The 22,524-nt window shown below is 65.8% G+C and carries 13 protein-coding genes and 1 pseudogene; 2 read left to right on the forward strand and 12 right to left on the reverse strand.

From position 1 onward, the window contains the following. The 4 genes and pseudogenes from QK287_RS16260 to QK287_RS16275 all read right to left on the reverse strand — a co-directional run. Positions 1-769: pseudogene (locus QK287_RS16260) on the reverse strand (heavy metal translocating P-type ATPase); the annotation flags it as partial. 264 nt (positions 770-1,033) lie between these two features. Then, positions 1,034-1,606: a sulfocyanin-like copper-binding protein gene (locus QK287_RS16265; RefSeq protein WP_226776034.1), complete on the reverse strand. Its 573-nt coding sequence runs from the start codon at positions 1,604-1,606 to the stop codon at positions 1,034-1,036. After that, positions 1,603-1,860 (reverse strand): SHOCT domain-containing protein, encoded by a 258-nt coding sequence (locus tag QK287_RS16270; RefSeq protein ID WP_226776035.1) that lies wholly within the window; start codon positions 1,858-1,860, stop codon positions 1,603-1,605. The genes QK287_RS16265 and QK287_RS16270 overlap by 4 nt, the downstream gene beginning before the upstream one ends. Positions 1,861-2,235: 375 nt before the next feature. Continuing rightward, positions 2,236-2,664 carry an ester cyclase gene (locus QK287_RS16275; protein ID WP_226776036.1) on the reverse strand — a complete coding sequence of 143 codons (429 nt, stop codon included), beginning with the start codon at positions 2,662-2,664 and terminating at the stop codon, positions 2,236-2,238. A 431-nt stretch (positions 2,665-3,095) separates the two neighbouring features. Between QK287_RS16275 and QK287_RS16280 the strand changes: the two genes are divergently transcribed. After that, positions 3,096-3,827 carry an FCD domain-containing protein gene (locus tag QK287_RS16280; RefSeq protein ID WP_226776037.1) on the forward strand — a complete coding sequence of 244 codons (732 nt, stop codon included), beginning with the start codon at positions 3,096-3,098 and terminating at the stop codon, positions 3,825-3,827. Positions 3,828-3,978: 151 nt separating this feature from the next. Here the strand turns inward: QK287_RS16280 and QK287_RS16285 are convergent, their stop codons facing one another. The 7 genes from QK287_RS16285 to QK287_RS16315 all read right to left on the reverse strand — a co-directional run bounded on the left by QK287_RS16285 (position 3,979) and on the right by QK287_RS16315 (position 12,269). Beyond that, positions 3,979-4,665: an N-acetylmannosamine-6-phosphate 2-epimerase gene (locus QK287_RS16285; protein WP_226776038.1), complete on the reverse strand. Its 687-nt coding sequence runs from the start codon at positions 4,663-4,665 to the stop codon at positions 3,979-3,981. A 45-nt stretch (positions 4,666-4,710) separates the two neighbouring features. Beyond that, complete coding sequence (locus QK287_RS16290; RefSeq protein WP_226776039.1) at positions 4,711-5,649, reverse strand: ROK family protein; 939 nt, start codon at positions 5,647-5,649, stop codon at positions 4,711-4,713. Between the two features lie 44 nt (positions 5,650-5,693). Beyond that, a complete protein-coding gene (locus tag QK287_RS16295; protein ID WP_226776040.1) occupies positions 5,694-6,611 on the reverse strand; it encodes a dihydrodipicolinate synthase family protein in 918 nt (305 codons plus the stop codon). Between the two features lie 46 nt (positions 6,612-6,657). Further along, positions 6,658-7,464, reverse strand: coding sequence for an ABC transporter ATP-binding protein (locus QK287_RS16300; RefSeq protein ID WP_226776041.1), 807 nt, complete (start codon positions 7,462-7,464; stop codon positions 6,658-6,660). Further along, positions 7,461-9,551 carry a dipeptide/oligopeptide/nickel ABC transporter permease/ATP-binding protein gene (locus QK287_RS16305; protein ID WP_282360791.1) on the reverse strand — a complete coding sequence of 697 codons (2,091 nt, stop codon included), beginning with the start codon at positions 9,549-9,551 and terminating at the stop codon, positions 7,461-7,463. The genes QK287_RS16300 and QK287_RS16305 overlap by 4 nt, the downstream gene beginning before the upstream one ends. 3 nt (positions 9,552-9,554) lie before the next feature. Next, the gene (locus QK287_RS16310) at positions 9,555-10,511 is read right to left on the reverse strand and encodes an ABC transporter permease (RefSeq protein ID WP_226776043.1); all 957 of its coding nucleotides are present in this window, start codon (positions 10,509-10,511) and stop codon (positions 9,555-9,557) included. A 114-nt stretch (positions 10,512-10,625) separates the two neighbouring features. Further along, positions 10,626-12,269, reverse strand: a complete 1,644-nt coding sequence (locus QK287_RS16315) for an ABC transporter substrate-binding protein (RefSeq protein ID WP_226776044.1) — start codon at positions 12,267-12,269, stop codon at positions 10,626-10,628. A 110-nt stretch (positions 12,270-12,379) separates the two neighbouring features. Here QK287_RS16315 and QK287_RS16320 point away from each other — a divergent pair, with 110 nt between their 5' ends. Continuing rightward, complete coding sequence (locus QK287_RS16320) at positions 12,380-13,333, forward strand: DUF4862 family protein (RefSeq protein ID WP_226776045.1); 954 nt, start codon at positions 12,380-12,382, stop codon at positions 13,331-13,333. Between the two features lie 110 nt (positions 13,334-13,443). On the opposite strand, the gene QK287_RS16325 is transcribed toward QK287_RS16320, so the two are convergent. Next, positions 13,444-22,521: a neuraminidase-like domain-containing protein gene (locus QK287_RS16325; protein WP_282360792.1), complete on the reverse strand. Its 9,078-nt coding sequence runs from the start codon at positions 22,519-22,521 to the stop codon at positions 13,444-13,446. Positions 22,522-22,524: the final 3 nt, after the last annotated feature.

Genomic DNA, 22,524 nt, shown 5'->3' on the forward strand with positions numbered 1-22,524 from the left:
CGGATGAGCGAAGGACGGTCCTGGATTCCCCGGTGATCATCGATTCGTCGAACTCTGCCTGGCCGTCAACAATGGTGCCGTCGGCCGGCATTCGGGCTCCGGAGCGGACCAGGACGGTGTCCCCCGCCGCAAGCTCGCTGACTTTGACGGTTTCCGTACCCTCAGCGGTAATCCGGTCTGCCTCGTCCGGCAACAGAGCCGCAAGAGCGTCCAGGGCACCCCGTGCGGAGCCGAGTGCGCGCATCTCGATCCAGTGCCCCAGCAGCATGATCGCCACCAACAGGGCCAGCTCCCACCAGAAGTCCAGGTCGAACCCGCCGATCCCGAGGCTGGTGATCCAGGAGGCGATGAATGCGACGCTGATCGCCATGGCGATCAGCAGCATCATGGCCGGTTTTCGGCTCTTCAGTTCCTCCAGGCCACCTTTGAGGAAGGGCTGCCCGCCGTAGAAGAAGATCACGGTGCCCAGCGCCGGCGGGATCCAGGCCGAGCCCAGGAAAACCGGGGGTGTATAGCCCAGCAGCCCGCCGAACATGGGGCTGAAGAACACGACAGGCACGGACATGGCCAGCGTCAGCCAGAACCTGTTCTTGAACATCGCGACGCTGTGTCCGGCGTGTTGGCCCTGGCTGTGCACCATGTGCTCATCATCCATGCCGCCGCCATGGCCGGGGTGGGAGTGAGGAGCGTTGCCGACGACGGACCTGCTGAGGGGAACGCCGGACGTGTCCTGCCGGGCGGCACGTCCGTGGTGGTGGTCGTGGTCCATGGGTGTACTCCTTATGTTGTTTCCCCGGCTGCGGGCGGCTCGGACAAAGCACTTCACTGACAACATCCCAAACATACCCCCAGGGGGTATAGCTGACAAGCAGGTCCGGATGTCTGTCCCCTTATCCGATGCGTCGACGATGGGCGAGAGAGTGGATTCTCGCCTGGGGTGGAACCTGCCGTGTTGAGTCGATGGCACGAGCCACGTCTTGCGAACCGAGCACTGGACAGACCGCCGCGTGGTCGCTGGCTGTGGTGCGGGAGCCTAGTTCACCGTAATTTGTGTGTACATCCCGGCGGCGTAATGGCCCGGCAGATTGCAGACCAGCTCATAGCGTCCGGGCGGGAGGGTGACGGTCACCCAGCCTGTGGTTCCGGGCAGGATCCCTTGACCGGTTCCTTCGGCGCAGGTATTGGATGCTTCCCCGAGGCTGTCGGCCTCGTCGATTTGTCCGTCAGCGCCGATCGGGCGGGTGCCGGGGATCTGGTCGGCGGCGAGGGGCAGGATGACCAGTTCGTGGCTGAGGGTGCCGGCATTGGCGGCCAGGAAGGACACCGCGCCGTGCGCAAGCGTGCTGCGGTCTGCCGTCATCCGCATGGCCCCGCCCATCCCGCCGTTGCGCGCGCCCATCATGGGACCGCCCATGTTGGTCAGTGACACGCTGATGACCGGCCCGGGAAGATCCGGGGCGACGCACCGGTTCCGGGCCGGAAAACCGGTGACCCCGGGATTCACCAGTCCGCCGAAGAGTCCAACAGCGACGAGGGACAGTGCCGTTAGAAGAATCGTGGCGGCGATCCCGAGGAACAGCTGCCCGCGGCGGGATATAGCCTTCATTCCTGGCGCCTGAGCGCCGCCCGCCGGGCAGTGAACTCCTGTTCGTCGATTTCCCCGCGGGCAAAGCGCTCATGGAGAATACGCTCGGCGTTGTGGTGCGGCGGCAGGGGCGCGCCTGCACCATCGCCGCCATGGGGTCGCCGGACCAGCAGCACCACCACGGTCACCACGCCGCCCCAGAAAATCAGCATCAATGCGGCCATGGCCACCCATGCGCCGATGCCCCAGCCAGACCCGTACCAGCCATCCATCATGATCAAACCTCCTGCAACAACGCTATGGCCCCGCAGAGCCTTGGAACAGAGGCTTACGCCCCGAGCGCCGCGGGTGCAGACCGGGGGCGTTTGGTCCGTGGAAATGCCTTAAGGATCATTCCTTCCACGTCATTGAGACGGACGAGGGGGTGACGGCTGAGCTGGACTTCGTTATGGTTGGCGCCGGCGTCGATGGGCTCGAGTCGGAACGATGTGCCGCCGCCGTGCGACGGCGTGGGTGAACCGGGAATTGTTGCAAGGTCTGGAACCCAAAGGCTTTGGCAGGTCCTATGCGTGGCGACATGTACTCGGGAGCGGCCCTGACGGCGGATTACCTGGCCGGGATGTTCAACGACTGACCGGTGTGTGCGGAGATCAGTCAGCGTGGAGTTCGACGCGGGCGCCCATCGCAGTGAGCGCTCCATAGAGGTCAGGCACGCCCCACCATTCGACAGCTAGTCCGCCTTCAAAGCGGAGGATGTGAATGGAGGCCACCGTCACGGGTTTATTGCTGGCCGCCAGGCCTAGAAACGGCCCTGTATGCGTCCCCCGCCATGTCATCCGGCCTGCAACTTTATCGCCCTCCGCGACGGTATCCTCGATCGTTCCCGTGAGGCCGGAGAGGCCGGCATGCATTCCCTGCATCCAGTGAATAATTCCAGCCGAGCCTGGAAGCTGGCCTGGATCGGCGCTATGGTCCACGATGTCGGCGCTGACGACCCGGGCCAGCGCATCCTCGTCATTCGCCGTGACGGCGGCGATGAGGCGCCCGTATGCCTGCCGCAGTTCGTCTTTGTTTCCCATCGTTTCTCCCCGGATCGGCTCCTGCAACTAAGTCTGGTCGCCGCAGCGGATGCAGGCAAGGGGGGCGTGACCCCGCTGATAGCTCCGAGCGGGTGGCGTCTTGGAACTTCTCTCCCGGGAGCCGACGCGGGGATAGGAGCGGGGTGCGGTGGCTCTCGCGGCGTTAAGTTGCCGCGGCCGGTACACGGCAGTGAATAACTTACCGGAAGGCGGCGGTTCCGCATTCCGGCGGCCAGGCTTGAGGCCCCTAAACGCACATCCTGGTGGCGGGGGCCGGGCGCCGGTTCCGGCCACCCTGGATCAGCAGTGCATCGGCGCAGGGGTCAGAAATATCTTCGAGTCGTCGCAGGGGAACTGGACATTGGACGTCCCATCTCCTGTAGGCTGACTAATAAGAGTGGTCGATCACAGCCACGGCCAGAAGGAGCGACATGAGCATCGAATCCCAGGTAGTGTCCCCGGCCCGTTTCAGCGCTCAGATCAGGTCCCATGCGCTGCAGACGCGCATCATGGACCTCATCCTAGAACAGGGACTGGACGTTGGGGACGCATTGCCGACTGAAAGTGAGCTTTCGGCGGTGCTGGGTGTCGGGCGTAACACTGTCAGGGAGTCCCTGAAGGTGTTGCAGGCGCTTGGTGTGATAGAGATCCGGCACGGTTTTGGCATGTTCGTGGCACCTAACAACTTCAGTGCACTGACCGACGGGCTGGCGTTCCGCGGCCGTCTGTCGCTGCGGCACCGGGGTGAAGAGGCCATGGAGTTGATTGACGTGCGTCAGGCGCTGGAATCCGGACTCATCGGGTCCGCGATCGACCTCATGACCGAGGAGCACCTCGACGGTCTCCGCACCACCATGGAGCTGATGGACGCTGCCGCGGAAGCAGGCGAGCCGCTGGCCGAACTGGATGCGGAGTTCCACCGCAGGCTCTACGCGCCCCTGAACAACGAGCTTCTCATCAATCTCATGGATGTCTTCTGGAAGGTCTACCGGCAGATCCATCAGGCTTTGGGCTCAGGACCCGTGGATCTGGGCGATCAGGCCCGTGTCCATTGGGAGATCTTCCAGGCCGTGGTCGACAAGGACAAGCCGCTGGCCTCCGAGCGGCTCCAACGCCACTTCGACGGCATCCGCCGGAAGCTCAAGGACGTCGCGGCCAGCTAAAGGCCAAGGCGGGCCAGGCGCGTTCGCATCAATCCGAACCACTGGTCGGGGTCCCGGAGCCATGCCGGGTTTGGCGCGCCGCAGCGGGCGTGCGGGAGGAACGCCCTTCGGAGTTGATGCCCGCGATGAGTCCGTGCCATGGCGCCAGTCCTCAGCAGTGCAGCGCGGCAGTGAACCATCCGGTGATGGTGGCCGGGTGGGTAATGGCGGTGCCGACGACGACGGCGAACGCGCCGGCGCCGAGCGCCTGGCGGGCTTGCTCCGGTGTGTGGATTCGGCCTTCGGCGATGAGCGGTTTCCCGAAGGCTGCAGCGGCGATCCGTTCGAGGAGTTCAAGGTCAGGGCCTTGGGTCTTGGTGCGTTCACTGGTGTAGCCGGCGAGGGTGGTGCCGATCAGGTCGACCCCGGCGTCGACGGCCGCTGCAGCGTCGTCGTAGGAGCCGCAATCGGCCATAACGAGCGCGTGGGAGCCGCCACGGATGCCGGCGACTGTCGCTGCCAGGCTCAACCCGTCCGGGCGCTGCCGGCGGGTGCCGTCGATGGCCACGATATGCGCTCCGGCATTGGCGACTGCTAGGGCATGCCGCAGTGTCGGGGTGATCAGGACGCCGTCGTGGCCATCCTTCCAGAGCCCGATGACCGGGACCTCGACGGCGGCCCTGGTGTGCTGGATATCGGCCAGCCCCTGGACCCGGACGGCTGCGGCACCGCCGATGACGGCGGAGGCCGCGAGCTGCGCGGTGGTGCGGGGATCCCGCATCGGCTCGCCAGGGTAGGCCTGGCACGAAACGATAAGCCTGGAGCGGAGGGACTCGAGGCCGTCGGGGGTCAGGATCATAAGTGCCTTGTTTCTGTGTGGCCCGGTGTTGGCGGACAGGTTCGGTCAGTTGAAGACGAGCTTTGCGGCGCCAACGACTGCCGCGGAGTTTTGCAGTGTGGCGCGGAGGACGGGCATGCGGGCGAGCGGGGCCAGCAGTTCCCGGCGCAGGGCTGCCTCCATGGGCTCCCACCACAGCTCGCCGGCGTCGGCCAGCCCGCCGGAGACTACCAATACCTCGGGGTCCAGGATATTGAGAAGCCCGCCGGCCGCCTGGCCAGCCGCAGCGGCCGCGGTGCTGACGGCCTCTCCCGCCGCAGGATCGCCGTCGTGCGCCAGGGCAAAGACTGCTCGGGTGTCCGGGACTGCAGGGGAGCCGCCCAGCCGCAGGAACGCCGCGTGGATGGCCGGCCCGGAGGCCACGGCCTCCACATGGCCCGAGTTGCCGCAGGAACACGGCAGCGCCTCGCCGCCGGAGTACGCGTACGGGGATGCGAGGTGCCCCACGTGACCGCCCACGAAGCGGTGGCCGAGGACCGGCGTGCCGGCCAGGACCAGGCTTCCTCCCACACCGGTTCCGAACGCGATCAGCAGCGAACTCGCCGTCCCAGCCGCGGCACCGCGCCACGCTTCGCCGAGTGCATGGGCGTGAACGTCGTTCACGGCACGGACCGCGGCCGCGGGAAGCCCCAGCCGCCCTGCAAGGCCCTTGGTCAGCGCCGTCCGCGCCCAACCCCGGATCGCGTCGGTCGCGGAAACCACAACGCCACGCCCTGCGTCGATCACGCCGGCGGAGCCCACCCCGACGCCAATGGTGGTGATGCCGTTGGCTTGGGCCCGGAGCCGTATCCTGGACACCAGCGCCGCGGTGGCGTCCAGGACAGCCTCGCCGCCGGCACGGCTGAGTGTTGGGGTGGTCTCCGAGAACAGCAGCTTGCCGTCTTCCGAGACCAGTCCTGCTGCAGTCTTGGTGCCGCCAAGGTCCACACCGATGGCGTGCGCCATGTTCCTCCTCAATCCAAGTTCCCTAGGTCCGTGAACACTGGAGCCTAGAGCAGGCCGTTGCGTTCAAGGATGACCTTGATGGCGGTGGTTTCGTCCTCGTTCAGGGAAGGCATGGGTGTGCTCATGGTGTTGGACTCGATGACGCCCATAAGCTGCAGGGCCGTCTTGAACGCGCCGAGGCCCGCCGCGCCGCCGGAGACCCGGCCGTTGGGGGTGTAAACGATCTCGAAGAGGTCGGCAATGCGGTCCTGCTCGGCAGCAGCCTTTGCCCACTCGCCGGCTGCTGCGGCGTCCATAAGGCTCCGGTAGCCGCGGGGGTCCACGTTGCCCAGGCCCGGGACGACACCTTGGGCGCCGCCGAGCAGGGCGCCGTCGACGACGACCTCGTGACCGGTGAAGATGTCGAAGTTGGGGATGTCCCGGGCGGCCAGCAGGAGCTGGCGGAAAGCGACGTCGTCGCCGGAGGAGTCCTTGACGCCGGCGATCACGCCGTCGCGGCCGAGCCGGACCAGCAGGTCAGTGGGCAGTTTGAAGTGGGTGCGGACGGGGACGTCATAGGCGAAGATCGGCGCGCTGACGGCGTCGTGTACGGCGCGGAAGTGGGTTTCCGTCTCCTCGGCGTTGCCGATCGCGTAGTACATCGAGGTCACAACGATCGCATCGGCGCCGAGGTCGATGACCTTCCGGGCCTCCTCGATGACGCGGTTGGTGGTCTGTTCGTTGGCGCCGACGATCAACGGCACGCTGCCGGAGTTCGCATCGGCGATGGTGCTGACAACGAGTTCGCGCTCGGCATTTGTCAGGTAGGGGACCTCGCCGGAGGATCCGAGGACGAAGAGGCCGGACACCCCGCCGTCGAGGAGGTGCCGGGTGAGGTTCTTCAGCGAGTCGGTATCGATGCTGCCGTCGGTGTGGCGGGGGGTGACGACCGGGGGAATGACGCCCTGGAATTGGGTAGACAAAGGTATCTCCAATGATGGTTTGGTGAGTTGGGAAAGGATGGGGGGATCAGGGGTGCAGCAGGCTGGGTGCGGCGCCGAGCAGTTTCTTGGTGTAGTCGTTGCCGGGATGGTCGAAGACCTCTCCGGCGGGACCTTGTTCCACGATTTCGCCGAAATACATAACGCAAATCCGGTCCGAGACGTAGCGGACCGTCTGGATATCGTGGGAGATGAAGACCATACCGAGGTTCAGCTGAGTCTTTAGGTCCGAGAGCAGGTTCAGCACCTGGGCCCGGACCGAGACGTCCAGCGCCGAGGTCGGCTCGTCCGCCACAATGATGTCCGGGTCCAGGGCCAGGGCGCGGGCGATGGCAACGCGCTGGCGCTGGCCGCCGGATACCTGCGAAGGCGTGACCTCGGCGGCGGATGACGGCAGCCCGACTAGTGCGAGGAGTTCCTTGACTTTCGCTGCCCGCGTCGCCGCGGTGCCGATCCCGTGGATCTTGAGCGGGTCGGTGAGGATGTCCTGGATGGTCATCCGGGGGTTGAGCGCAGTGGACGGGTCCTGGAAGACCACCGATACTGCGCGGCCAAATTCCCTGCGCAGGGCGGCGTTCCGCTTGATGGCGGGCTTCCCGTGGAACAACACCGCACCTGAGGTGGGGGTCTGCAGTCCCACCAGCACGGAGGCAAGGGTGGATTTGCCGCAGCCGGATTCGCCGACGATCCCCACGGTCTCGCCGCGGCTGATGGTGAAGTCCACTCCGTTGACTGCCTTGACGATGTTGGGCCGGAAGAGGCCGCCGGTTCGGGCCCGGTGGTGAACCTTGACGTTCTTCAGTTCAATCACGGGCTTGCCGGTTGGTGTGCTCACTTGGCATCCTCCTTGAGGTGGCTGGCCCAGTAGTGGTCGCTTTTTTTGTCAACTGGGGTCAGGACGAGCCGCTGGTCCGGGTCGGCGTCGGGCCGCAGCGAACGGGGAGCAAACCTGTCGCCGGTGGAGAACGCCCTCGGTGATGGTACTGTGCCGGGGATCTGGTGCAGGCGGGCGGCGTCGGCCTCAATGGAGAGCACGGCGCCGAGCAGGCCCCGGGTGTATTCGTGCCGCGGGTTCTGGAGCAGGGCGGATGCCTGCGCGGACTCCACGACCTGCCCGGCATACATCACGGTGATGCGGTGCGCGAGTGACGCCACCAGGGCGAGGTCATGGCTGACGAACACCATGGCGAAGCCCAGTTGCTCGCGCAGCTCGTTGAGCAGCTGCACCACCTGGTGCTGGACGGTCACGTCCAGTGCGGTGGTGGGCTCGTCAGCGACGACGATCCGGGGCGAGCGGGACAGTGCCATGGCGATCAGGACACGCTGCCGCTGGCCGCCGGAGAGCTCGTGCGGGTAGCTGGCCAGGGTGCGGACGGGATCCAGCTTGACCATTTTGAGAAGCTCGGCCGGGGTCTTGCGACCGCCGCGGCGGGTGAGTTGCTCCAGCTGGTCCTTGATTTTCATCGAGGGGTTGAGCGAGCTCAGCGCGTCCTGGTAGACCATGGCGATTTGCTGGCCCCGTAGACCTTGGTAGGCCTGGGTGCTGCCGTGGCCGGTTGAGGGGTCCAGCAGTTCCTTGCCGTTGAAGGTGATCGAGCCGGAGATCTTGGCAGTCTTGGGCAGCAGTCCCATGATGGCCAGGGACGTGATGGACTTGCCGCAGCCGGATTCGCCGACGAGCCCCATGGTTTCGCCCTCGCGGACGTTGAAGGAGACGTTGTCCACGATGTCGGTGTCGCCGAAGCGCCCCGGGAAGCGGATGGATAGGTTCTTGACCTCGAGGACCGTGCGCGCGGTGTCGGGGACCTGGGGGAGGCGGTCGGTCCGTCCGGCTTCGACGGTGGCGAGCAGTTTCAGCTCCTGGTCCAGCAGGGCGTGGGGATTGGCCGTTGGGACCTGCCTGTCCTGAGGGCATCCGGCCTCCGGGACAGCATCGGCCACAGCGGCGCGGACGACGTCGAGCTCATGCTGCTCCAGCACGGAGCCTTGGGCTACCGAGGTGCCGATCTCGGCGTCGACGGCCACAGCGGCGGGGGATGACCCGTCGTCGTCCTTGACAACGGGTGCCCGGCGGAGCTTCGGATTGACCATGGCATCCGTGAGGCCCTCGGCCAGGATGTTCAGGGCGAGCACTGTGAGCAGGATGGTGAGGCCGGCGAACGTGGTGGCCCACCAGCCGCCGGACAGGACGAGGTTGCGGCCGTAGGAGATCACATTGCCCCAGGACGGCGCGGGGTCCTGGACGCCGGCGCCGAGGAAAGAGAGCGAAGCCTCCAGGATGATCGCGTCCGCGACCATCACTGTGGCGAACACCAGGACCGGGGCCGCGGTGTTGCGCACGACGTGCTTCAGCAGGAGGTAGAAGCGGCCGGCGCCAATTACCCGCGCGGCGCGGACATAGTCTTCGCCGTATTGGGAGAGGACGTTGGCGCGGACCACCCGGGCGAGCTGGGGCGTGTAGATCACCGCAATGGCCACGATGATGGTGGGCACTGTATTGCCGAATGCCGCCAGCAGCACAGCGGCCAGGGCGATGCCGGGGAACGCCATAAGAATGTCCATAAGCCGCATGATCAGTTCGTTGACCGGTTTGCTGGAGGTCGCGGCCAGGGAGCCGAGCAGCGCGCCGGCAGCCATGGCCAGCGACACGGCGCCCAGGCCGATCATCAGGGAGGACTGCGCGCCATAGAGCAGGCGCGAGAAGATGTCACGTCCCAGCCGGTCGGTGCCGAAGAGGTGCTCCCCGCCGGGCGCCGTCGCCGGGGTGAAGGATTCCAGGGGGTCGTGCGGGGCGATGAGGGGCGCCAAGATGGCGGAAACGGTGATGGCCATCAGGAAGAGGAGCGCGAGCCGGGAGGTCCATGGAAGGGCCTTGAACCGGATTCCGGGGGCGCTGAGGCGTTCAGCGAGTTTGCTGCGCATGGGTCAGACCGTCCTGATTCGGGGGTTGATGAGCAGGTAGAGAAGGTCGACGGCGATGTTCACGATTACGAAGGTCACTGAGATGGTCAGGACCACCCCTTGGACGAGGTTGACGTCGAGGTTGGTGATTCCGTTGAGGATCAACTGGCCCATGCCGGGCAGGGCAAAGATCATTTCGATCACAACGGCGCCTCCGAGTAGATAGCCGATCCGCAGTCCCAGGACCGTCACCGGTGTGACAAGCGCGTTCCGGAGGACGTTTTTTGATACGACTTCCCGGTAGGGGACACCGTTGCCGATTGCTGTCCGGACGTAGTCGCGGTCAAGTTCCTCGACCATCGAGGTGCGGACCACACGGATCAGGGAGGCGGAGACCGGGATGGCGAGGGCAAGGGCCGGGAGCGTCATCGAGTTCAGCCACCCGCCGAAGCCGGATTCGGGTGTTGCGAGGCCGCCCGAGGGGAAGGACGGGCTGGCGCCAAGGGCGAACCACTGGATCAGCAGGATGCCCAGCCAAAATGACGGTGTTGCCACGGCGGCGATGGAGAACACCCGGACCAGTTGGTCCTGCCATTTGTCCCGGTAGAGTGCACCGATGATGCCGAAGGGAAGCGAGAGCAGAACGGCGATCAGCACCCCCAGGAAGGTCAGTTGCAGGGTCAGCGGAAACGCGGCAGCGATCATGTCGGCCACCGACTTTGCCGGCGGCGTGGTGACCCCGAGATCAAACTGGAGCAGCTTCCCGAGGAACCGGAAGTACTGCAGAACCAGGGAATCGTTGAGCCCGTTGTTCTGGCGGTACTGTTCCTTGGCTTCCTCACTGGCACCGTCGCCCAGGGCGCTGCTCGCCTGATCGCCTGGGGCGGCCTGAAGGACCAGGAACACCAGCAGGGTAATGCCAAGGATCATCAGGGGCAGCGCCGCAAGCCTGCGGCCCAGCAGGCGCAATATCGTGACCAAAATTGTCTCCGGAATTCGTGGAAGTTTGTCCCGGCCTCAGCCGGCACCGGGGGGCAGGTCATCCAGGTCCGGGCGGGAGGGGGCCCGCCCGGACCTGGACTTATTCGGCCGGAATCAGGCCGTGCGCCCGACGCCGATGAAGCCGACACCGGTGGTGGGCAGCGGCTTGAAGCCGCTGAGCTTCTTGGCATCCCAGGCGCTCGGAAGCTGGCGGTGGAAGATCGGATACAGCGGGAGCTCTTCGGACACCAGATCCACGATGTCGCCGGTCACCTTTTTCGCTTCAGCCTTGGTGGACCGCCCGGCTTTCGCCATGAGGTCCACAAGTGTCGCGCGTTCCGGGGTGGCGGCCCAATACGCGCGGCCCTTCATCCAGGTGTCGCCGGCGTAGAACCAGCTCAGCAGCAGGTCGGCGTCGTTGCCGAAGACGGACGGGTCGCCCGGGGCGGCGACGACGGAGAAATCTCCCTTGCCCACCCGGTCCGTGTACAACGCACCGGATTGCAGGTTCTTTAGGGTGACCTTGACGCCCGGGATCTTGTTCCAGGATTCCAGCATCAGCGGGGCCACATCCTTGACCCAGGCTGTGTCCGTGGTGAGCAGTTCAAATTCGAGGTTTGTGACGCCGGCCTGCTTCAGCAGATCCTCGGCTTTCCCGGGGTCATAGCCGTAGACATTCTTGGCCTTGACGTAGTCCGGGTGCCCTTCCTGGAAGTAGGAGCTGGCGGCCTTGGCGTTCCCGAACAGTGCCTTCTTAATGATGGAGTCCTTGTCCAAGCCGTAGTGCAAGGCTTGGCGGACCAGCTTGTTGTCGAACGGGGCCCGGGCGCAATTGAACATCATGAAGAGCAGCCCAAAAGACTGGACGGATTCCACCGTCGCCTTCGATTTCAGTCCGTCAATGTCAAGGTACGGGACATCCTCGATCGCCTGCACACGACCGGACTGCATCGCCGTGACGCGGGCGGCGGCGTCGGAGAGCAGGAGCCAGTTCATGCCCTTGGCCAGTGCCGGCATGGGCCCGTTGTAGTCCGGGTTTGCCTCGAAGACAATCTTGTCGTCCTTGACCGCGGACACCAGTTTGTAGGGGCCGGTACCGACGGGCTTGGCGTCGAATGCTTTGAGCTGATCCGATCCGAGCGGGAAGTTGGCCAGGGCCTTGGGAACGACCTTGACGACGGAGATGCGCGGGCCGAAGCCCGGGAACGCATATTTCAGCGTGAACTCGACGGTCTTCGCGTCGATGGCCTTGACGTCCTGGATAAACGGGATGAATTGGGAGAAGAGCGACTTGTTCGCCGGGTCCATCACACGGGTAAAGGAGAAGACCACGTCTTCGGAGGTGACCGGGGTGCCGTTGTGGAACGTCGCGCCATCGCGGAGGGTCACCTGGTACGTGGTGTCGTTGACTTGCTTCGGATCGGCCGCGGCGAGGGCGTTGTACGGCTCGCGGGTGGCGGGATGAAGTTCCACCAGGCCCTCGTAGACATGGAGGTTGGCGGCCAGCGGCGTTGCCCCGGAAGCGGACAGCGGGTCGAACCCGGTAGACAGGGCGTAGGAGATGCCCGCTTCGATGATGAGGTCCTTGTTGATCGGTGCAGTGTTTGCCCCCGGTCCTGCCGTTGTGGTGGCGGCTCCGCCGCAGGCGGCGAGAGAAGTGGTGAAAGCCGCGGCCATGCCCAGGGCGCCCGACAACTTGAGGAAGCTCCGGCGGCTGGCGTCATTGACCAGCGGCAAGTTCATTGATGTCCTGCTCATAATTTGCCTCACCATTCGAGTATATTTATCGGATGTAGGACGTCCGATGCTTGTAGTGAAAACTGTAAGGGGCATCACACGGGCCCGTCAAGCGGGTGTAGAACCGCAAGTTGGCGAACCCCCCGGGCGACGTACGCAGCATCCAGATCGAAGGAGAGAATGTGTCACTGATCGTCGGCGCCTATCCGGCCCAGCCCGAGGGGCTGCTGCAGAGTCAGTTCTTCGAGGAACTCGCAGCACTCGCCGCTATCCGCGGCCTCGAGCTTCCCTACCGCGCCTGGGGCGGCGACCCGTGGCCTGCCGGGGCGAACGCCGACTGGTCAGCGGTGGTCACCGCAATTCCCGGAACCATGCAGAGAGCCGGCGCAGACGCGCGGTTCGGACTCGCCTCCACGGACCGGGAAGGGCGTCGGGCCGCCGTTGACTTCACGGCAGGGATCTTGGGCTATGTCGCAGGCCTTCGGGACCAGGGGCACCGGGTGGAGGCCGTCGCGTTGCATTCTGCTCCGTCCGGGCATGGCACTCCAGCGGCCTTCGCGGAGTCGCTCTGGGAGATCCTAGGGTGGGACTGGCAGGGCACCTCCCTAGTGGTTGAACACTGCGATGCACCGCGTCCCGGACGGGTTCCTGAAAAGGGATTTCTTTCATTCAGCGACGAAACCAACCTCGTCCGGGCGTTTCGGGAGCAGGGCCAGGACATCGGAATGCTCGTGAACTGGGCCCGGTCCGTCATCGAGACAGGTCAGCGGCGCACGGCAGCAGCCCATGTGGCCGAGGCGCGCGAAGCGGGAGTTCTCAACGGCCTGATGTTTTCCGGGTGTTCCCCCGAAGCCACCGAGTTCGGTTACCCGTGGATCGATGCCCATCTGCCTGCCGTCGAGGTCGAAGGAGCTCCGGCCAGTTCCCTGCTTACCACCCGCGAAATCGCCGGATGCCTTCGCGAAGCCGGCAGGCCGCCGATCATTGGTCTCAAGATCGGCCTGCCAGGGGCCGCGGCGTCACCCCTTGAGCGGGCCGCACGGGTGCGTCAAATGTGCGACCTCGTGATGGCCAACGTCGGGTAGATGGAGGTTCCTGAACATCAAAATGGAACACTCGCCCAAGATCCACGTCGGCACTGACGTATGCGGCCTCTTCGACGAAGGCTGCAATCGCCCGGCCCGGACCACAGCCATTAGGCGACCGCCAGTTCCAGCACGAACATCACATCCAACAGCTCGGTCCCATCCAGTGCCGATTGATCACCGGCCACCGGGGCAGCAGGCGCCAGCCCGCCAGCGGCAACAACCCGAACGACGTGTGCGTCCGCGAAACCGTTGGCGAAGGTTCCGGTGACGTCCACGGACGGCAACCCGCCCAGCGTCGGATCCGCGGCAAACGCACCGGTGGGTGTCCCGTCCACCGAGAACTTCAGACCCGCCAACGCTGGCCCGCCCGGCTTGGTCCGCAGCGCCAGCTTCGCCGAGCTCACCGTGACGCCTCGGCCGTTGAGGAAGTACGGCAGGTGTGTGCTCATCAGCGTGAATCCGGCATCGGTAGCGGCAGGGGAGTGCAGCAACGCGTTGAACGTGTTGGAGAACTGGTTCCGCAGCGACACCACGTGCTGCAGCGGATTGTTAGCCAGAACGTTCAGGATGGTGCCCTCGGTGGCGGCCTGCAGCGCCTCGGTCTTGTCCCGCAGCACACCGTCGTACTTCGAGGTGTACGCCAGCCGGAGCACAACATCGTTGATGGTGCCGTAGTCGAACTGCCGGAAGCTCTTCGGTAACGTCAACTGCCAGCTGCTGATGGCGCCCGCCCCCTCGAACGGCATGTACCGCTCGTCCCGGAAGTTCAGTTCGAACACCCCCGGGTCGCTTTGCGCGGTACTGGTGGCGATCAGGGCGGCCCGCGCGTCGGGCATTTGCGTCACATTCGCGGCCCCCAACTTGGCCTCCTTCCGGATCCAGCTCTCATTCAGTTGCAACGTGGCGCTGACGTTCGCGAACGGTCCCGTGACACAGGGAATGGTGATCCGGGCGGACTTGATCCGGCGGAAGTAGTGCCCGGGGTAGACCACATCGAAGAGCACCTCGGGAATGTCGAAGGCACACTCGCCGGTGGTTTTGAGCTGCACCAATGCGGTGGGATCCAGTTGGCTCACCGAGAATGATTGATCGATCTCAAGATCCCGGATATTGGTCTCCACGTAGCGCCGCTCCAGCTGCTGCAGGTCCACCACCAGCTGTGCCCCGGCAGACAGGCCCAAATACTCGCTATCCCAATACGAGCCGCCCAGCCGATAGGAATCCTCGCCCCGCTCAAACCGGAACGCCTGCTCCGCCATCCGCGCCATGGAGAGCGCCGTATTAAACGCCTCGCGGTGGAGCCGCTGCAAGGTGGTGGCCAGGAAGGCATAGAGTCCCACGCCGGTGAAGTGATTTTCGTACAGGTCCAGGACCTCTTCAGCCTGCTCGGCGGCCCTGGTATGGATGGTGATGTTCCGCTCCGCAATGTCCCGGCGCAGCTTCATCCCCGTCAGCTGCAGATCGATCTCGGCCAAGTCATCCGCTGCCGCATCCACCTGTTGCTTCCAGCCCTGCTCCCGCCGGTCGAAGCCGGCCTCGACGGCGGCGCTCGTGGCCAGCGCATCGGCGAAGTCGCCCGTGGCCCGGGTTCCGACCGCGAAGTTGTGGGCGCTCCAGCCGGCCTCCACGCCGCCGTACTTCATGGCGAACGGGGAGCCCAGTTGGGGGATCAGGTGCAGCGCGCCGGAGAGGAAGCCCAGCGTGGCTTCGGTCATCCGTGCGCCACTGGCAATGTGCTTGCTGATCCGCTCCGTCCGCTCGGACGCCGTGAGGCTGCCGTCCACCAGCCCATCGAAATAGGCCTTCCGGTTGGCCACAGTGGTTCGGTGCCGCTCCAGGCTGGCCACCGCGTTTGCCGCCGCGTCCCGTTCCTGTTCGCGCGTGCGGGTGGTGAGGTCCAGGATCTGCTGCTGATGCTGGGCCCGCAGCAGGTTCAGCTGTTCGCCGTCGCGCCTTTCCACCGCCGCCTGCAGTGCGTTGCCGAAACCCTGCACCGCGGTGGCTTGGCTCTTGGCCTTCTCCAACAGGAACGAGAACCGATACTGCGGCACGTCACCATTGAGGCTGGTCAGCGCGTCCTGCAAGGACATGCCCTCCGCCCGTGCCCGGACCAATGCCATCGGATCGATCTCCGCGGCGAACAGCGAGAGCTTGCGAACCGCGCCGCTGATGTCGCGGCAGTTGCGCAGCTTCCACAGCCTGTCCTCGAGCCGGTCCCAGTAGGCCAGCAGGTCCTTGTTCGGCGGGATGCAAAACACCGGGTTGACCTGGCGAATGAACGCCACCCCAAACCTTCCCGGCCGCCGCTTGTCCGGCCGCACCCGGGTGGGCCGGTCCTTCCCGTCCGGCCGCAGCCGGTTTTTGCCCTCGTAGGCGCCCAGCCGCTTCCAATCCGGCCCGGCGCTGACGGCGGCTGTGTCCGGTTCGAATTCCCGCAGCCCCTTCCGAGGCGGCACGGCAAGTACCCGGGTCCCGGCATCGACCGATCCCACGGACTTCACAAACACCTTGTCGATGTCCGCCCGCTCGGTCTCGCGCTCCTTGATCGCCTCGGGGTACAGATCGTCCGTCCCGGTGCGGCCCAGCCCGGCCAGACCCGCGGGCGAGTCAATGTCGGCGGTCTCGAATCGTGGAATTCGGTTGGCCATCAGCCTGGCCCGGATCGCCAGCCCGGCCACCGGCAGTTCCGCGCGCCGTTCGAACAGCCGCCGCGGGTCCGCCGGCTGCCGGCCCGGCGGCGCCGGGGCGGGAGCGGCGACGGCGGCAGCGTCCTCCACCAGCATGGCCGCGGCATTGCTGGCGGCGAAGACAGCCTTGGTTGAGTCGGGTGCCACCCGGCCCGCGTCCTCGATACTGAACACACCAGCAGCCTTCAGCCGCTCCGACGAGAGCGCCCGCTTGGTGATCCGCTCAAAGGACACTGAATCCAGCACATACTTGTGCCGGCTGCCCATCTCCTTGGTGCGCTTTCCCTGGATCACCAGGTGCTCGGCCTCGACCAGGAACTCCGAGCCCTTACTGATCAGCGGCTGGATCTTCTCGTAGGTGCGGGGGTCCACCGCGTCTGGGCCGCACGAGCCCAACTGCGCCGGCCGGTCGCCCAGGATGTCCGCAACGGTGGCGTAGTGGATGAGCGCCTCGTTGACCGTCTCCATCTGGAACTGCTCGAACAGGGAATCGGCGAGGTCCAGCTTGTTGTCGATGTACCGCATCACGATCGACTTTTGGTAAGCGCTCAGCCGCAGCCGGGCAATGGCATGCGGGTTGAACGGATCCTTGTGGTAGGCCGCGATCGCCGAGGAATCCGTGAGGATGGCGCGCATGGTTGGCAACGTCAGGCCGCGGAATTCCAGGTAGCGCCAGTTCCGGTCCCGGCGCCGGGCTTCATTGGCCGATGCGGAGAGCACCGGGTCAGGCGTGACCACCTCAGAGGTGGTGGGGTCGAAGATGTGCTGGTACCAGCGCTCGGCCTGCGCGTACTTGCCCTGGCTGTTGCAGTGGTTGCCGATCAGCGACGGGATGTGATGGAAAATCTCCCGGTAGTACGTGCCAAACGGCCCGGTGAAGTCCAGCCTCCCGGACACCACCCGGTTGACGATCCGGTTCCCGGACAAACCAAATGCCAGCGGCGCCTCGGCAAGCGCTCGCTGGGTGTCCAGGTCCAGCAGGTGTTCCACGCCGCCGGTGAACAGTTCGCGGGCCACCCGCCGCGCCAGCGTGGTGCCCAACCTGCGCAGCGCCCAGCTGGCCGCGTTCGAGGCGGTGGCCTGCAGCAGGTACAGGTCCCCGCCGGCGTCGATGATCCCGTCCGACAGCGAACCGTTGATGGGCATCAGCCGGCCCGCGCCGATATTCGCCAGCGCACCGACGTACAGGTTCTTGGTGATGATGTTCTTCACCGGCGTGGACCAGTCCACCAACACGCGGTCCAGCCGGATCTTGTCGGCGGCAAGCCCGGCGAGGGCGTAGTTATCGAACAAGGAGGCCGACGGCGTCCCGTAGTACAGCGTCCCGTTCTTCTTGGTGAGAATGGGCGAGTGCGGGGTCAGGTTCCACGTCACTGCCTGCCGGCTCAGGTGCAGGCTGGCGGCCGTGGACGTGGACTTGTCGAACGTGTCGATGTAGGCGCGCATCTGGTAACCGGCACCGGCCACAAACAGCGAGTTGCCCTGCACCTCCGGGTACAGCTGGGTCCACTCCAGACCGCGCAGGGTGTACCCGTCGCGGGCCTTGACGTGGACGTCGTCGTCATATCTGGGCGTGATCAGGCGTTTTTGGGCGGCCGTCAAACTGGCCACCGACGAGGAACCACCGAACAGACCCCAGCCCAACAGCCCGCCAATGGCGCTCAGGAAGTCCTGCCACTCCTCGGGCTCGGCCAGCGGATCCTCGATGACGCCGTCGCTCTCGCCAAATGGATCGGTGCCGTACAGACGCACCCGCTGTGGCGCGGTCCACCTGCCATCCAGGCGGAGGGTGGTGAACTTGATGATCAGCTTGTGGTTGTACCCGGCGAAGCGGGATCCGGCGTCGGCCACTTCATTGACCGGTGAAGTTGTGATCTCCGCCCACAGCAAGTGCAGCCGGCCGTTGTGAACCACCGGGGATACTTCCCGGACCGGGATGGCAACGTCCACCTTTTGCCACGGACCCCAGACGGTGCCACCGGACTTCCGGCCCTGCGGCGCAGCATTTTCGACGCGCCGGTAGTAGAAGGTAGCCGGGTCGCCGGGGGTGACCCCGAAGAGGTGCAATACATCGGAATCGGCGCGGGGATCCACCTCTTGGTAGGACCCGGCGATGGTCAAGCTGGCCAGTTCCTGAAAACCGTCCAGGTACGTGCCGTAGGCATCCAGTACCGCCTGCTCGTCGATGTCGGTTTGCAGCAGTTCCTTCTCGAGGTCCTCGAACAAGGGGGTCTTGTCATCCCGCAGGTCCGGGAAGAGGTAGTTTTCCGGCCACAGGAACACCTTGCGATTGGCTTCCCAGACCCGGTAATGCATCCGCCATTCCCACTCGTCGCGCGGCACCTGGGTGGGCTGGACGTGCACGTTTCCGGCCCGGTCCTGCTCGAGGTTCATCAGCACCCGGTGGACGTACATCTGCGCGCTTGAAATGGCGGACACCACGCGCGAGGTGAGGAAGCAGCCCTCCACCTCGGGATCGATCAGGAAGTACCGGAACAGGTCTTCCAGCCGTTCAAATTCGGGGTGCAGCGCGTGCACCAGGTAGTTCGCCAGCGCGTCCCGGCAGCGCTCCAGGAGCCGGGCCCGGAACGGTCCGTACGCCTTCTGCCACGCGGTTTCGTCCGCATACTTGGCGCGGAAAACGGCGAAGAGGGCATCGGCGCCTTGGCTGAGGAGGTCGTAGTCGTCCTCGGCTACCAGGGCGAACGCTTCGCCGCCGATGCCTACCGCGGTGGCCACAGCGGCGGCCTCGGCGAGTAGGTCCAGCGCGTCCAGCGCGTCGGCGGGCAACGCCAGGTTGGCTTGCAGGGAGACGGAAACAGCACGTTCGGCGGCGAGGAGTGCCGCGAGGGTGTCCTGATCGGCAGCGCCGAAGTGGGCGGCATTGGTGAACGCGCCGGCCACTGCCGTCAGTGCCGCGGTGCCCGCGGGATCCGTGCCAAGATGCCGCCGGAACTGGTCCACCTTGCGGGCCGCCTCGATGGTCAGCGCGTTGGGTGCCTGCAGCGCAAACATGGATGCATGGGCAGCAGCAAACTCCACCGCCTCCGCACCGAGGGCTTTGGCGTTGAACAGCGTCACCAGCGGCAGGATGGGCCCGACGGCGGCACTCAGGGCGGCGATGGAGCCGTTGCCCAGCGCTTCGGGAACGATCGCCGCTGCGTCCAGGTCGGCACCGGCAAGGGCGGCGATAGCGGCCAGCTTGGCCACCGGCACCTTGAGCAGGGCAGCCAAGGCCGGCTTCAGCAGCGTGCCCGCGTGGTGGGTGAGGAGGACCGCTCGAAGCTCCGGCTCCGCAACGGTGACGGCGGCTGGCACCGTGAGGACAGTGGTCGGGGTGAACGCGGCGCTCAACGCCAGCTGGCCAGCCGAGGCATCGAAGGCGGCGGGGTTGGCCGCCACCAGTGCGCGCGAGCCGGCCTCGGATACGCCGGCCAGCGTAAACACTGTGTCGGTGAAGGTCAGGCTGCGGTCGGCGGCGAGCCGGTCCAGGGCACCCTTGGCCAGCGCGTCGGCGGCGGGATAGGCTGCGGCGTTGGTTACCGCCGCGCCGGTGATGCTGGCAAGATCGTCAACTGAGCGCTTGGCGCCCCTGGCCCAGGCGGCAGTTGCCAGCAGCACGCGAAGGTCGTTGAGGCCGCCCACGTGGGTCAGCGGTCCGCTGGGCAGCAGGGCCAAGAGCCGGAACAGGTCCGGCAGCCTCATCTTGAGGAGTTTTGCGAGCCGGGCGTGCCGGACCAAGAGCGCCAAGTTGCTGGCGGTCAGGGCAAAGCCACGGGCCGCCTCTGCTGCGGCGGCGGGGTTTGCGCCCAATGGAACGGCTAGGCCCGCGATGAGCTCGAACAGTCCGCTGGCATCGGTGCGGGTGGCGGCGAGCAGCCGGTGCAGCATGTGATCCGAGGCGGCCACTGTGGGATCATCCCGCAGTGCAGGATGGACAAACCGGGTGCCCGGCAACGGCAGCGGGCCGTCCATGGCCACCAGGTCGGGAAGGTTGAACAGCCGGTCAAAGAGGCCAGGTGCCGAGCTGCTGACGGGGCTGGTGGGTACCTCGGTGAACAGCGGGAGCAGGTCCTCCACCGACCCGCCGAGGCTCTGTTGCAGGGCTTGGAGTTCGGCAATCACGCGCACGGCCGCGGCGTCGATCCCGGCAGCCAAGCCGGCATCCGTGAGCGCTCCCACCACGAGGTCGAGCTCGCGAATGGACCAGCCCGGGCAGGCCCGCCACAGCCGGGTGAACCGGTGCATCCTGTCCAGCGATTCAGGCTTCAGCCCGGTGACCCGTTCAATATCGTTCTGCACGCTGGCAGCGCTGAGCTTGCCGCCCACGATCGTGACCGGCTCGGCGCCGCTAGCCGAGACGAACCGGGTGGACACAAGTTGGGCCAGATCGGTCTGCGCGATGGACATTGGCCGGAGCAGGGTCTGTGCATCGAACGGTGTGACTCCTGCCGGTTTGTAGTCGAAACCCTGCCCGTACATGGTGTCCAGGAAGGCGTGGGCAGTGTTGGCCGTGGTGATCAGGGTGGCCTCTTCTAAGCTGAGCCCCAACCCGGCTATGGCCACTTGGTCGGGGGTGCCACCGCTGAGCCGGACAAACGTGGAGCGTGGCACGCCGAAGTGTTCCAGATACGTCTGCGTGCGGTAGAGCGGCCGAGAGAAGGGGAGCCCAAAGCAGACCTTGGCGGACGCCAGTTTGTCCCGGTATACGGCGCGCTCCACCGCGATCCGGTCCGCGGTGTCCCCGGCGAAGCCCGTCCGCTTGGCCAGGTACGTCTCCAGGATCTCGTTGACGATCACCAGCTGCGGTATCTCATTAGTGGTGTTATCGCAGGTCAGCGGCAGGGTCCACAGCTCTGGCCGGCGGGTCTTCAGGTTCAGGACATGATCCGCCAAGGCTCCGGTGAAGACGCGGCTGAGCAGGTGTTCCTCGATGAAGTGCATTAGGTCCACAAAGTAGGCAGCGGGTCCGGTGATGGACTTGCAGTTTTGGCAGGCGCAAAAGGCTTGGCTGCCAAACAGGTCCTCATAGCCATCGATCTGTTTGAAGTAGTCCTCGATGCTGGGATCGGCGTTGGCCACAGTCAAGAGCCCGAAGCCGCCGTGCTTCATATCGATGATCGAGCCCACCAAAGCCGAGGCCGTACCCACTGTCATGGTCACGGTGTCGTAGTAGCGGGAGGCTACGGCCTCGCTCAGCCCGGTCCGGGTGATCACATCGGCGAGCTGCGCCGACGCCAACGCGGTGGCCGAATCGAAGCCTGCGCTCATCAGTTTGGCCGCGTCAGTAGCGTCTCCGGTGATGGCGAAGACGCGCTGCATCACCTTGGCGTGCCGCAGCATCAACGGCCGCTCCGCTTGCGCAACCCCGCCAAAGTCCAACGCGGCGACGTCGGCGCTCTCGGGGGTGAGGTCGAGGTCGACAAGTTCCACGTCGGCGTTCTTCGCCAAGAAGCTGTCGAACTGTGAGACCCGCTGGCCCACCTTCTTGGCACGCTCGCCGGCGGAGAGGGTCGCGTCAGCCATGATGGCTTCGAGTCCCAGCCCGCGGTGCGCTCCCGCCAAGCCGGCCAGGCTGCCTAACGCCGCTTGGACGTTGGGCAGCGATTGGGCGGAGACCCCGGAAAGGTCAGGGGTACCCAAAACATCAGCGCCGACGTCTAGCACTGCTTTCGCCGTGGTGATCGCGGCGGAGACGTCGTTCGTTACCGGAGCCGCCAGCCGGGCCCGGACCGCGCCGGTGGGGTAGGTGGCCTCCACCCTTGCCGCGAGCAACAGCGCGTATTGATCTGCGTCCATGCCGCCCGGCGGGGTGATGCCCGCCGTCGCAATGGCCGCTTTCCAGCCCTCCGTGTTCAAATCGACGAGATCGCGCACTGTCGCCACGGCGCCGCCGGCCGCACCAGTCTTGAGGATGGTGCCGGCCAAGGCGGTGTCCTCGTCCACCAGCCGGTAAATGCTGGTGGCCAAACCAATTGACGTCGCCTCGGCGACGGTGAGCAGCCGGTGGCCCACCAGGTCATCGAGCTGGGTATCGTCGATGTTGCTCAGCCGCAGCCCGCCCTCCACCAGTTTGGTGGCACGGTCTGGATCAAACACGGCGATCTCGGCCAGGCGATGCATGCGGGCAGCGGCCACATCGTCGCGGACCAGCGGCCCCGCACCCAACGGGAGGTTTGCCAGCGCCAAACCGGCGGACTCCACCGCGTCGATCTGTGCTTTGGCCTGGGCGATCAACTCAGGCGGGGCCTGCCGGGCCAGCAGTCCCTTCATTAGCGCCGCACCCGGGCCTTCCGCGCCGGAAAGATCGATATCCTTGGCCGTTTCCCACAAGCGCGGCGGCCCGGAATTCTGCATCTGGTCCGCCAAGGCGGCACCGAGCGCCGCCCGCTGGGCGTCCTGGACCGCAGCCACCACCTCGAGGTCCTTGGCGTCCACCACCTCGCCCGGGGCGAGACCCGCAATCCGGTCAAGGCGCAGCAATTCGTCTCGGTTCATAGC

The sequence above is a fragment of the Arthrobacter sp. AL05 genome (assembly GCF_029960715.1).
In the GTDB taxonomy this organism is placed as follows: domain Bacteria; phylum Actinomycetota; class Actinomycetes; order Actinomycetales; family Micrococcaceae; genus Arthrobacter.